Below are 13662 nucleotides of genomic sequence, written 5' to 3' on the forward strand. Positions count from 1 at the left end.
TTTTTTCTTTGCAGAAACTGCGAATTTCTGTATGGTTCCAACGTTACTTCTCCTGCATGAATGAACGAATTGAATGCTGGCTGGCTAATAGTTGGTACAGCGGATAGCGAAACCAAGAGCCCTATAAACCAAAAGCGTTGAATAAGCCTATACGTTACAGGCCGAATGAGGTCAAATGATTTGTTTCCCATAACTTATCCCCCTTTCTTTTAGAAGTATCCAATCTCATTCATTATCTTTACCGCTTAATAGATCATAACCTCTCTTATTCGCAAATCCCAGCTTGAAAATCCTGTCTGACAGGGCGTCCTTTGTCAATTTTCTATTTGCTGTTATATTCATCTTCGTTGAAAGCTCAATAAGGATGTCCTTTTTGTGTTTTGTGAGTTCTTCAAGGATCTTCTCTGTGGGTAGCCCTTCTAATTGTTTTTGCAGAGTATCAATATCAACGATACTGCTTTTCGTTTTTCTGGGTTTGGCCTTTTTTGGAAGCAGTATTTCGGCAAGGAGGGGTTTGTCTTTCAGGGTATCAAAAAATGATACCAGTGTGTGAATAGCATTGGATACCTGACGAGTCTCAGATTCATCGGGAAAACGACTAATGCTTTCCCGTAATACATCAAGTTCTTGTATTATTTCCGGGATAATTTGTGTTATTCTTTGCCTTTCATTCTCCTCTGGAAGTAATGACAGGCATTCTTTTGCTTTTATTAAAGTATCTATCAGATCGAGTTTTTTTTTCCTTTTTGCCATGTTAATCACCACTGACTTTCTCTAAGAATTCCTTTGTTACCGCTTTATACTGTTCTGCGACGCGCCTTGCATTTTCATCATCCATCAAAAATACTGGGACTGCCAGTGCAGAAGCCTCGGTATAGCCAGCGCCCCATGAAATAAAGTTTTCAAAGCATACGCTACTATAGTCCTTTCGAAGCTCATTCATTTTATCCTTATGGGTGCTGACGATACTCTGACCAACGGTACGCACCATGGTAAATACTATTCCTTGCATCGTTATGTTTTGTGTTTCTGTATTCGTCAGACAACATTTGTGATGCATCTTATCATGTAATTCTTTGATTTTCTTGATAAGTATATTTATTCCTATGGTTGACATATGGTCTGGTATGGTAGTTATGATATAGGCATTACTTGCAACGAGTGCATTTTGAGTCACCAGATAGAGGTTGGGAGGGCAATCAATGAGGATATAATCATAGTTGTCTTTTATCCTGTCGATTGCTTTTCTGAGGATATGACGCTGCTCTATATAATAAAGGGCATCACGTATGTCATTCGAAGTGTTAATACCGATCAACTCTTTCATACCCTTGATCGTTCGCCTGAAGATTTGAAGTTGTTCCTGATAAAAGCCCGACTCTATGAACCGCCATGTTTTTGCAGCTAATTCGATATCAATGCCCAATAAATCGACGTCAGACGGGACCAGGTCGAGGTTTTTTACCAGGTCTCTGTTAACCTTACCGTTTGTTACAAGTTCAATGGGTGATTTCCAGATAATATCCTCTATGCGATGGGCATCAAAGCTATCTTTTAAATATAATTCAAAGAGTTTGGCAATTGTGCCATTATCTTTTTTGAATAATTCCCATCGTTCGGGTACAACGCAGTGAAAGGTCAGATTAGTTTGCGGATCCACATCGATAAGCAATACCTTCTTGTTGTGAAACAGGGCCAGGGTGCATCCGATATGATAGGTGGTAGTCGTTTTGCCGACGCCACCCTTATAATTGATGAATGAAATGACTTTTCCCATGTTATTGATTTGTTTATGTTGTTAGTAAGGTTTTATGAAAAATCTCAATACATATGTTACCCGGTGTCATTCAGGGTCCTGTTTTTACTGAAGGGCAAAGCTTCAGTCTGCAAAAATCAGTTTTGCAAAGCAAACGCATTATGTATTTTGAAACTTTTTGATGTCACAAATTCCCTTCTGTGAGAAATACGGGTCAGGACTTCGGCAACTTGGGACTTTTAAAAGTACAGTGCCCTTTTCTGTGTGATTGCAAGATGAGGAGTATTATTCGGTATGAAGGACAGAACATAGCCGAAGTACTAATATAGAATGATTCTAAATATCATATGCAGAAGGAATTCACAAATTCTATGCCTGATTGGCACTTGTTGTTAATAATGGCAAACTTGCATATACTCTGCAAATTGAATCGGCGAGTTTGTCTGGATCATGCCGGAGCAAATCTTGCTTTTCCCAGAGAATACGCTTCTGGTTAACATCTTCGACCAGATCGGCTTTTTTTACATTCACGTTCAAATCATAAACACCATCATCCATTAAAACCACCCCGGCTCCTTCTTTCTGGTATCTATCCAGAATGTCCTTGCGGGGAATATTATTATTCACAATAACATAATCCAGCACACCTTCTCCAAGGTATTTTATAATTGCATTGATGTGATGAGAAACTTTGTAGTGATCGGTTTGGCCAGGCTGAGTAACAATATTACAAACGTAAATCTTGGTAGCCTTGCTGTTTCGAATGGCATTTCGAATACCTGAAACTAAAAGATTCGTTATAATGCTTGTATAAAGACTGCCCGGGCCTATTACAATAATATCAGCTTTCAGAATTTCTTCTACAGCTTCGGATGGAGATGCCACATTGTTGTCTTTTAAAAAGACTTCCTTGATCGGTGGCTTCCCTACTGCGCGTACATTAAATTCTTCTTCTATGTAAGTTCCATCTTCCAGTTGTGCACAAAGATGAGTATTGTCCAGGGTCGAGGGGAGTACCTTTCCCCGGATGTTTAATATCTTACTGGCTTTTTTAATGGCTTCTTCGAAACTGCCCGTTATATCCGTTAATGCAGTCATCAGTAAATTCCCAAGACTCATACCCTCCAGTGAACCCCTATTAAACCTGTACTGGAACAACTGGTATAGTTCCCGTTCTTGTTCTTCCGTTTCAGAAAGCGCCACTAAGCAATTTCTTGCATCCCCTGGTGGGAGTATTCCGAATTCTTCTCTTAAAACACCAGAACTTCGCCCAGAATCGGTAACAGTTACCACAGCAGTAAGATGCTTGCTGTATGTTTTTGAACCTTCGAGCATGATAGGAAGCCCCGTGCCTCCTCCGATTGCAACAATCTTAAGTCTTTCAGGCGTCTTTCCCATATTGTTGAGTTGGAGAATGGTAGGAATCTGGAAAATGCGTTTGATCTTATAGTCCGGCTTGTCACACTCATTTACCGCAGGCTCACACTTAAATCTTCCATGCAACATCTGGATGGTGGTCATTCCCAGTAATTTGGCAATTCGTAGTTCATCCCGTGCCCTGTCACCCACCATGATGGCCTCTCCTGGATTAATATTATATCTTCCGATAAGATCACGAATGCAATCTTCCATGAGAAGGCCGATTTCCTGATCATTGATTACAATTTCATCAAAGTATGGTTTTAATCCAAGGATATTTATCTTTTTTTCCTGTCGTTCATGGACGCCAACGGTCAGCAGAAAAAGTTTATAGCCTTTATCCCTCAGTTCCTTCAGGGTAGGCATAACATCCGGAAACGGTTTAATCTCGGAAACTTCGCTACTATTATACGCCTTGTAGGCAATGCTGACTAATTTGTCATCGGCATGATATCTATTCACGATTTCGTTAAATACGAGATAGTATGGACCGTGCCTATCGGTAAGTTCCTTTTGTAACTGATAGACATCTTCTTCAGCGCATGGCAGTCCCGCCTCGACCATTGCCCTGGCAGCACGCCGCCTGGATGCATCAATAAGTGAACCAGTACAATCGTACAATGTATCGTCCAAATCAAAGATCACAGCCTTTATTTTCATATACAATACCCTCGATTGAGTAAATACTTTTATACTGTTCAGTCAATTTAAACTAAGTGAGCTTTGCCCATAACTGAAATAAAAAACAACCCGCATTCATGTTTATGTTAATGCCAACCATTATATATTTTCTTTCAAATCATTCAATTATATTGTTCGTTTACGGGAACAACTGGCATGCCTATTGCGCGTTCCTTACTTTATTTACCAGTAAATGGGCATGTCGTATTGGTTCGGGAATACGATATCCACGGCAGGCCTTCAAAGCAATACGGATAGCAAACGGCAGATCTGTCTTGTGGCCAGGGGATACAAAGATTGGATTGGTATTTACTTTCGTCCTCAGGACAGCGCCTACGACTTTGTTCTTATAGAAGAGTTTCGAATATTCCCCCGCAACATTTTTGACACAACGATACTCACCTACCAGTCGGCTTTTTGCACATCCGATGGAGGGTTTGTTGAGGATCAGCCCCATGTGCGACGCCAGTCCAAAATGACGGGGATGGGCAATTCCCTGCCCATCAAAAAGGATGACGTCAGGGCTGTTTCTTAGTTTTTTAAATGCCTTAAGCAGGATGGGCGCTTCGCGAAAGGAAAGGAGACCTGGGATATAGGGGAATCTCACCTTGCCCACAGCCATACATTCCTCAATCTTCTCTAATCGTTTACCAAATGTAAATACAACAACACCAGCAAAGAATTGGCCGCTGTGCTTGTCGTAAGAAACATCTGCCCCTGCTATGGTACAAATTTTTCCCGTAGGTTTTTTAAAGGTTAATAGGTCTCTTAAGGTATCCTGAATCTGAACGGCCTTTTTGTAGTCTACACACCATGAATGTAATCGGTTGAATTTCACCTGATAATGCCCGCCTGCTCAATCCAGAAATAAAAGGATTTCAGATTTACGATTTCGATCTGCGGATGCAATAGGGAGTACAGAAATAAATCATAAATCTAAAATCACATATCGTAAATCTTTGTCAAAACTGCACAATTTTGGTAATGCAGTGCTAAACTATTAGTTATTATGGCATTTCCAACTCTTCAACCTTAGGCAGGTCTTTAATATCCTTCAATCCGAAATATTCAAGAAATTTTTTTGTGGTACCATAGAGCAAGGGGTGCCCTAATGATTCGTCCCTCCCCACAACTTTAACAAGGTCTTTCTCCATGAGCAGTCTGATAATTTGACCTGATTGAACCCCGCGGATGGCTTCCAGGTTTGCCCGTAATATTGGCTGCTTGTAAGCAATTATAGCGAGCGTCTCAAGGGCTGCTTGCGAGAGTTTCGTTTCTCCTGATTTTTTCCGTAACTTCGCTATCCATTCATAATATTCGGGTTTGGTAAATAATTGATAGCCTCCTGCAATTTCTTCGATCTGGAATGCCCTGCCCTGCACATCATAATCGTTCTTTAACTGTGTAATGGCTTCCTGAATTTGAGAACTATCAACACCTTCGATAATGTCTGTGAGTTTACGCAGAGTAATGGGTTCTTCGGCTGCAAATACTAAGGATTCAACGATGGGTTTGATTTCTTCAATTCTTTTCATATACCACGTACTACGATGCCGTTTTAATTAGGATGTCTTCGGCATCGACTTTTTTAGATATAGTACAAATGCCAGTTAAAAACAACCTTCCTTGCCCCCTAGTTTATTAAGGGGGATTTCCTCAAGTCCCCTTAGAAAAGGAGGATTCAGGGGGTTGTCTGGTATGCTATGATGCAAACTTTGAAATTCCTACACATTCAATCAGGCCTTCGGCTACTTTCCCCCTATCTTCCCCGTTTATGGAGGATTATGGGGGTGTTTGAAATTCCTAACATGCACTTAAGAAACTACTTAATTTCCCAGACGGGGGTTTGAACAACGCCCTTTATTTTTTCAATGGCATTCTGTACAGCATTAATTACCGCCTTTGTAGATATGGTAGCACCTGTAATGGCCGTGATCTTTTCGTTATCTTTCACCTTCGATACGACCAGTTGATTGTAAGTTTTATGCTTAAATTGTTCCTGAAACCACGGGAGAGGCTTTTTTGCTTTTTTTAGTAATCCAAATTTTTTTATTCTCTCCGGCTGTCCAAAAACTGGCAATTGCCAGGATTCTTCGCTATCCAAATCAATTGTTTTCAGTTCCTTACCAAAGATTACACTCCATAACGTGGAGGTACTTTCGACATCAGTCATCTTTGTACCAAGTCCCGGGGTCTCATTTTGTGCAAGTATATTGATCCCGATAATCTTTTCAAGACCGGGGTCAGTTCCCACCATGACTTTAATCTTACTCGAGTACCCCTGGGCCTCTCCGCATGCTGCATAACCAATAAGTTGCCCTGCTTTGTTGAGCCCCTTATAGACACGGTCTTGATCTGCTATCGTCGATGGTGTTACTTCCACCGGAGAACCTTCCAAACCGGGAAGCACAATATACAGCGCCTCTGTACGAACTGCCACTTCCTTCCTTTTGATCGTGTCTTTTGTAAGTAAAAAAACCGACGACACCCCAAGCGAGGCCAAAAGAGAAACTATCGTCAGGGTAATCGTGTATTGAGCCTTCTTTTGCATATTAAACCTTTTTCGCCCTGGTTCCATAGAGTCGAGGTTTTGTAAATCGATCAATCAGGGGTGTCGCTGTGTTCATGAGCAATATGGAATAGCATACCCCTTCTGGATAACCAGAATAAAAACGGATCAGCACCGTTAGCACACCGGTACCAACTGCAAAAATGAAAAGCCCGCGTTTTGTTAAAGGAGACGTAACCATATCTGTAGCCATAAAGAATGCACCCAGAAATAACCCGCCTGCAAAGATATGATAAAATGGGTCATTGGCCCATGGCGTTACTATTCGTGAAGGTAAAATCAATACCATAACAAAGACCGTTGCTATATAACAAACAGGGACATACCACTTGACGCAACGCCTGTAAATCAGATAAGCGCCACCCAGCAATAAAGCAATTACGGAAGTTTCCCCAATACAACCAGGAACGTTTCCCATCAATAACTGAGTAAGGCGATATGTCTCTGCCCCTGCTTCTTTTGCCAGCGGTGTCGCCCTTGTGATAGCATCCACCAGCTTGCCTTCTGGATCGACCTTGGTAATACTATGAACGAGGTTGCCCATTCCGTGTTGCAAGAAGCGCCAATCTGAGTTGATAACGGCAGGATAAGCCACCTGTAAAAATGCGCGTGCTGCCAGAGCCGGGTTCCAGATATTGTTTCCTAAACCACCGAAGGCATGTTTTGCAATGGCGATTGCAAAGAAAGAACCTGCAACAGGGACATACCAGGGAACACCCGGGGGCAATGTGTATGCCAACAAAATCCCGGTAACAATCGCACTGCCATCCTTGATGGTATTCACCATGGGTTGTTTCCGTAACAGCAAAATGATTGTTTCAGTAACAACAGCGGTTACAATACTCAAAAAGATAACGTAGAGGCAATAATATCCAAAGGTAAAAACACCGGCAATCCCTGCGGGAATCAAAGAAAGCACCACAGTCCACATAATCCCGGTAATACTCTCCGTATCGCGGACATGGGGGGACGCGCTAACAATTAAGGGAGTATTACTTTGAATCTGGTTTGGCATCGAAGTTTATTAAGAGATTTAACGATCCGTATTTCTTCTTGCTTCTCAAAAGTTATCATCTATATTTTTACTTTTTGTTTTGCAATTTCAGCTTTTGCAAATTTAATACTATGAACAATTGGTCTTTTTGCGGGGCAAATATAACTGCAACAGCCGCATTCCTTGCACTCCAAAACGTTGTTTTCCAGCGCCAGACTGAACTCTTTCGCTTCAGAGAGGATACTTAACACACTGGGATTAAGCCCATAGGGACAGCTATCGATGCAACGCCCACATCGGATACAGGCGTGGGATTCCCACTTTTGCGCGTCTCTTAACACAAGAATACCGCCTGTTCCTTTGATAGTAACGGCGGTGTCTATATTCCCCTGTGCAACACCCATCATGGGACCACCAAAGATAATCTTATTGACATTCGCTGTAATCTTTGCCTCTTCTAACAATTGTCTTACAGGCGTTCCCAAACGCACCCAAAAATTTTGTGGGTTTTCTACCCCATTTCCTGTAACAGTGACCAATCTTTCAATTAATGGCCTCCTGAATTTCACCGCTTCATACACGGCAAAGGCCGTCCCCACGTTGATTACAATAGCACCTACCTCCAGGGGCAACTGTGTCGGTTTAAATTCTCTATTCAATAATGCCTTAATGAGCTGATGCTCCGCCCCCTGTGGATACTTTACCTCCATCAAGTCTACTTTCATATGGGGCTCGTTTGATAAAATATCTTTAAAGAGGGTATAAACATCAACCTTATTTGCCTCGATGCCGATATGCGCCTTTTTACATCCTACACACTTCATAACCAGTTTTAAACCCTGGATAATTTCATGAGGTTTATCTAACATAAGCCGATAATCGCAGGTAAGATATGGTTCACATTCTGCACCGTTCATAACGACCGTATCGATTGTTTTATCTTTGGGGGGGGTGAGTTTTACATGGGTAGGAAAAGTTGCGCCACCTAAGCCTACAATACCTGCAGATTGGATGCGATTTCTGATCTCATCAGGGGCGATGAGATCGATATCAGAAGCTACATTCACACCTTCAGTCCAGGAATCATCCCCGGAATTTTCTATAATAACGGCCGAAGACTTTATTCCTGTGATGGGGTGTGGCCAAGGCACAATATCAATGACTTTACCAGAAACAGAGGCATGCACGTTTGCAGAAATGAAACCCTGTGCATCGCCGATCAACTGCCCTTTTTTAACGATATCCCCTTTTTTGACAATTGGTTTAGCTGGAGCACCAATATGCTGGCTCATGAACAAATACACAGTTTTGGGAAGCGGGATGGATACTTCTTTCTTATCGTGGGTAAGAACCTTCCCGTCCTCGCCTGGGTGTATACCGCCGACAAAAGTTTTTAATTTTGATTTAACGATGGTTATCATTCGCTCAGCGGTTATCTCAATGCACGATCAATCTGGCGTACAGCCTGTTTGAGGCGTAGTTCGTTCTCCACAATTGCCAATCGCAAATATCCCTCACCATGTTCCCCGAAAGCAGCTCCAGGGGCAACGGCAACCTCAGCCTCGTTGATGAGCTTATAAGCAAAATCCACCGAACCCATCGATCGCCATTTTTCAGGGATAGGTGCCCACACAAACATAGATGCCTTTGGTTTCTTGACGTTCCATCCGATGCGATTCAGTCCGTCACAAAGTACATCCCTTCGGCTCTGATAAATTTGCGCCTGCTCCTTTGTATATTTATTACATTCCCGGAGTGCAATGATTGAGGCAATTTGCACGGGTTGAAAAATACCGTAATCATAATATCCCTTAACTTTTGCCAGGGTATTGACAATCTCTTTGTTTCCTACACAGAACCCAAGCCTCCAGCCAGCCATGTTAAATGATTTTGACATGGTATTAAATTCCACACCGATCTCTTTGGCACCCTTAACCTGTAAAAAACTCGGCGGCTTGTACCCATCAAATGCGATTCCGCAATATGCAAAATCATGGACAACAATAATATTATGTTTTCTCGCGAAGGCAACAATCTCTTCAAAGAAACTCAATTCGATGGTAGCAGCAGTGGGATTATGGGGAAAATTTAAAATAAGTATCTTTGGGCGAGGGTTGAGATTTTTGGCTGTACTGATCAGGTTTGGCAAAAACTTCTCATCTTCTGTGAGCGGCACACTGATAACATTGCCACCAGCCAGATTTACAGCATGTATATGGATAGGGAAGGCAGGATTAGGCACCACAACAGTATCGCCCGTTTCCAATAATCCCAAACACAAATGAGATATCCCCTCTTTTGATCCAATAGTGCAAACCACTTCTTCTGGATCAAGGGGCACACTGAACTGCTTTTCATAATACTTGGCAACCTCACGCCTGAGATTGAATATGCCATTAGCAGAGACAGTATACCTGTGATTTCTTGGATCCTGTACAGCCTCACACAACTTCTGAATGATTGGCTGGGGTGTAGGGTCATTTGGATTCCCCATGCCCAAGTCAATTACATCAATATTATTACGTCGTTTTTCATATTTTAAGGCGTTTAATCGTCCAAACAGATAAGGCGGTAATTGCTTTACTCTATCAGCGACATTAATCACAAACTCTTCTGACATTGCATCCTTTTCTAGAAAATCGATATTGCTCTATCATAAAAGAACATTTTACATTTGTAGATCATTACAGAGATAACGACTGTTTGAAATTCAATCAAGGACCAAATTTTTAGTAATCGATGCATTTTCTATCAAACTAATCAGCCAGGGTCCTATTCTTTCCTTGTACTGTTGATTTCTGACGATCTTTTCCAATTCTCCCTTGACTGCCTTAAAACTCTTATTACTGGCTGGTTTCCTGTCGAGAATTTTAATAATATGATAGCCGTAATCTGTTTTGATAATGTCGCTGAGTTCTCCAACCTTTAAGCGCGCCACGTCTGCACCCAAACTGTCTTTTGGACTAAAAGGCTGCATCTTTCCACCCCTGGCTGCAGAGACGCGATCGACAGATTCATTTCTTGCTAGGGTGGCAAAATCGGCACCAGATTTTAATTTTTTGAGCGCATCTTCCGCCTCCCTGCGGGTTCTAAAGACTATCTGGCTGGCCTCAATCTTTTCACCATACTCTTTCTCGTATGCCCTCTGTAGTTCTTCGTTTGTTACGGTAATTGTCTTTGCCATAAGTTTTTCGGCAACAACTTCTAACTCGGCCTGTTTTCTCATCCTTCTGGAGAGTTTTTCTTCAAGTTGCGCAATGCTGCTGCCGATCTTGACTAACTCTTTTTCAAGGTCTTCCTTGTCTTTTATCCGATACGTGCGCATTAAGCCTTCAATTTCACTGTTAATAAGGATCTTTAACTTCTGTTCTACTTCACTACTTGTAACATTAACCCCTTCTTTTTCAGCCATTTGATAGATCAGCGTTCTTCGGATAAGCACATCTAGCGCATCCTCTCCATACGTATCAATCAGCAGGCTATAAAGATCCTGCCTTGTAATCTTTTGACCATTTACGATTGCCACAATATTTTTATCAGTAATAACCAAGGGTTCGTTCTTCGCAGATTTGGCATCGCGCGTTGCCTCTCCAAAGATCAGTTGGATAAAAAACATATCAACAGAAAGCATCAAAGAAAAAATGGTAACAGCTACACGGATTTTCATAGGAGTAAACTTTGCAAAAAAGAGAGTTATGGTGAATATAAAAATATATAAAATTGATTTTTTATTATATCACAGTTAAAATTGAAGTGTCAATGTTTTTTGGCTTAATACTGGGAGATGTTAAGTGACAGCGATTATACTGGCAGGTGGGAAAAGCCGCAGAATGGGTTTTAATAAAGCATTTCTTACGTACGGAGATAAAACATTCATCGAACATCAAATAGCAAGGCTGAGAAGAATCTTCGACGAAATCATTCTGTCTGCAAACGATGTCAGTATTTATAACCATCTGAACTTACCTGTTGTATCCGACATAATGCCAGAGAGAGGCCCACTCAGTGGCATTTGCGCTGGTCTCATGCGCTCTTCAAGCTTTCACTCCTTCGTGATAGCCTGTGATATGCCTTTTATCCACGAAAAGATAATCCTTTATCTCAGAGAACGGATCGATGGCTACGATGTGGTCGTACCACAGACAAGCCGCGGGCTGGAACCACTGCATGCTTTTTATTCCAAGAAGTGCATACAGCCGATGTATCGTTGTCTTAATGAAGGGCGACTGCGAATTATCGATTTTTTTTCAGAAGTAAAGGTAAAAATTGTCGATGAGCAGGAATTCAAGGAACTGGACACATCCACACAGCCCCTTGTCAATCTGAATACCCCGGAAGAATACCATAAATACTGTGACCATAAGGTGCCCAATCGAAGGGAATCGTGAGCATGTTGCCCGGTTTATTCTTGCAGAATATTGGTCAATTGGTGACTGTTGCAGGCGCATCCCAAAAACCTAAAACATTTCACAGGATGGATGAAATCGGGATTATTAAGGATGGTGCAGTTGTCATAAGAGACGGAAATTTTATTGATATTGGCGCGACCAAAAAACTGAAAAAAAAGCATCATGGTAAAGACACAAAAATCATTGATGCTGCTGGAAAAGTTGTTTTGCCTGGCTTTGTAGATAGTCATACTCATGCCATTTTTGGTGGTGACCGTACGGGAGAGTTCGTCCAGCGTATTCAAGGAGAGACCTATTTAGAAATTCTTAAAAAAGGGGCAGGAATATTAAGTACCGTTGAAAATACCCGTAAACTAAAAATCCAGGATCTTGCTGAACTGTCGAGAAAACACCTCGACACTATGCTTTTGCATGGTACAACTACCGTGGAAATTAAAAGTGGGTACGGACTCGATATGAAAAGCGAACTCAAAATACTTAAGACAATACAATGTCTGCAAAAAATACATCAAACAGACATTGTGGCCACCTTTCTCGGTGCCCATGTAATTCCTCCCGAATATAAGCACGCCCCGAATAGCTATGTTAATTTAATATGCAATATGCTACCGAAAGTAAAACCTTATGCACCCTTTTGCGATGTTTTTTGTGACGAAGGGGCTTTCAATACAGAACAATCGAAAAGAATTCTTAAAACAGCAAAGGCATTAGGTTTTAGGGTAAAGATACATACCAATGAATTTAAGGATATCGGTGGTGTGTCACTGGCTATTCAGTTTGATACAATATCAGCAGACCATCTTGACAATATCAAACAGCGTGATATAGTAAGACTTAAAAAGAGTAATATTGTTTGTGTTTTATTGCCGGGTGTACCATTCTTTCTGATGAAAGATACTTATGCGCCGGCAAGAAAAATGATAGAAAATGGACTACCAGTTGCATTGGCAACTGATTTTAATCCCGGTACATGCCCAACTTCAAATATGCAAATGATAATAACCCTGGCATGTCTCAAGATGGGTATGACGCCTGCCCAAGCGATTAATGCTGCCACGATAAATGCAGCACACGCTATCGGAATGGCACATCGGCTTGGAAGTATAGAGATCGGAAAACAAGCGGATATGATAATTCTTGACATCCAGGATTACAATCAATTGCCTTATTATTTTGGTATAAATCACGTAAAGACCACCATAAAGAAAGGCAGGGTAGTTGCAGAGAATAAACAGTTAATGGATTTATACTAAAAAACCTGCGATTTTCATTCTGTGATCTTTTTAAAATAAGTAATTACAATTTCATTGTGTATATCTTATTCCGGTAACGTGGAGATCATTTATGAGGGTGAAATATAATGGGATGTGTGGGAGGATAATTTTAGTTCTTTTCATAGGGACTTTTTTATCAGCTGGAATATCTTATAGTCGTGTTGATGAAAAGAAAAAAGCGGAGTCTGTAGTCTATGGTGTGACAATCGTATCTCTGGATGCACCATTGCGCGCCACTATCGGAGGAAAAGTTACTATTGAAATAGCCATTGGGAACGAAAGGGCATCGAAAGTAACAACCATATTGACGGTAACATGTCCTACAACAAAACAACAAATTGGCAGGGAGGCTGAAACGTTGGAAGGTTTGACGTCACAGAAAATCGTATATACCTGGAACACCGAAGGATTAAAAGAAGGAACTTATGTCATACGTGCAGAATTAGAGAAGGTACCTGATGAAACAATTGTTGATGATAACGTAAGACAGATAGAAATACTTTTACAGCGTTAAATAGTTTTACCAGATGTCGGTAATTTCCTGGCTTATCATCCACAGT

13 protein-coding genes are annotated in these 13662 nt (G+C 41.3%); 3 read left to right on the forward strand and 10 right to left on the reverse strand.

Features of this window, described 5'->3' with window-relative positions; genetic code table 11:
- Window positions 1-225 precede the first annotated feature (225 nt).
- The 10 genes from E3K36_02420 to E3K36_02465 form a co-directional block, all read right to left on the reverse strand.
- A complete protein-coding gene (locus E3K36_02420; GenBank protein MCF6154109.1) occupies window positions 226-753 on the reverse strand; it encodes a hypothetical protein in 528 nt (175 codons plus the stop codon).
- A 1-nt stretch (window position 754) separates the two neighbouring features.
- Window positions 755-1777, reverse strand: a complete 1023-nt coding sequence (locus E3K36_02425) for a hypothetical protein (GenBank protein MCF6154110.1) — start codon at window positions 1775-1777, stop codon at window positions 755-757.
- A gap of 348 nt (window positions 1778-2125) precedes the next feature.
- Window positions 2126-3835, reverse strand: a complete 1710-nt coding sequence (gene yvcK / locus E3K36_02430; protein ID MCF6154111.1) for a uridine diphosphate-N-acetylglucosamine-binding protein YvcK — start codon at window positions 3833-3835, stop codon at window positions 2126-2128.
- Window positions 3836-4016: 181 nt separating this feature from the next.
- A complete protein-coding gene (locus E3K36_02435; protein ID MCF6154112.1) occupies window positions 4017-4694 on the reverse strand; it encodes an endonuclease V in 678 nt (225 codons plus the stop codon).
- Window positions 4695-4863: 169 nt separating this feature from the next.
- Window positions 4864-5391 carry an SMC-Scp complex subunit ScpB gene (scpB, locus tag E3K36_02440; GenBank protein MCF6154113.1) on the reverse strand — a complete coding sequence of 176 codons (528 nt, stop codon included), beginning with the start codon at window positions 5389-5391 and terminating at the stop codon, window positions 4864-4866.
- Between the two features lie 287 nt (window positions 5392-5678).
- Window positions 5679-6434, reverse strand: coding sequence for an FMN-binding protein (locus E3K36_02445; GenBank protein ID MCF6154114.1), 756 nt, complete (start codon window positions 6432-6434; stop codon window positions 5679-5681).
- Window positions 6409-7440, reverse strand: a complete 1032-nt coding sequence (locus E3K36_02450) for an RnfABCDGE type electron transport complex subunit D (GenBank protein MCF6154115.1) — start codon at window positions 7438-7440, stop codon at window positions 6409-6411. The genes E3K36_02445 and E3K36_02450 overlap by 26 nt, the downstream gene beginning before the upstream one ends.
- A 59-nt stretch (window positions 7441-7499) precedes the next feature.
- Window positions 7500-8840, reverse strand: coding sequence for an electron transport complex subunit RsxC (gene rsxC / locus E3K36_02455; GenBank protein MCF6154116.1), 1341 nt, complete (start codon window positions 8838-8840; stop codon window positions 7500-7502).
- Window positions 8841-8851: 11 nt separating this feature from the next.
- Complete coding sequence (locus E3K36_02460) at window positions 8852-10039, reverse strand: aminotransferase class I/II-fold pyridoxal phosphate-dependent enzyme (protein ID MCF6154117.1); 1188 nt, start codon at window positions 10037-10039, stop codon at window positions 8852-8854.
- A 90-nt stretch (window positions 10040-10129) separates the two neighbouring features.
- Window positions 10130-11086, reverse strand: coding sequence for a hypothetical protein (locus tag E3K36_02465; protein ID MCF6154118.1), 957 nt, complete (start codon window positions 11084-11086; stop codon window positions 10130-10132).
- 124 nt (window positions 11087-11210) lie between these two features.
- Between E3K36_02465 and E3K36_02470 the strand changes: the two genes are divergently transcribed.
- The 3 genes from E3K36_02470 (at window position 11211) to E3K36_02480 (ending at window position 13616) form a co-directional block, all read left to right on the forward strand.
- A complete protein-coding gene (locus tag E3K36_02470; protein ID MCF6154119.1) occupies window positions 11211-11807 on the forward strand; it encodes a molybdenum cofactor guanylyltransferase in 597 nt (198 codons plus the stop codon).
- A gap of 2 nt (window positions 11808-11809) precedes the next feature.
- A complete protein-coding gene (locus E3K36_02475) occupies window positions 11810-13081 on the forward strand; it encodes an imidazolonepropionase (protein MCF6154120.1) in 1272 nt (423 codons plus the stop codon).
- Between the two features lie 91 nt (window positions 13082-13172).
- The gene (locus E3K36_02480; protein ID MCF6154121.1) at window positions 13173-13616 is read left to right on the forward strand and encodes a hypothetical protein; all 444 of its coding nucleotides are present in this window, start codon (window positions 13173-13175) and stop codon (window positions 13614-13616) included.
- The last annotated feature ends 46 nt before the right edge of the window (window positions 13617-13662 follow it).

The sequence above is a fragment of the Candidatus Brocadia sp. genome (assembly GCA_021646415.1).
Taxonomy (GTDB): Bacteria; Planctomycetota; Brocadiia; order Brocadiales; family Brocadiaceae; genus Brocadia.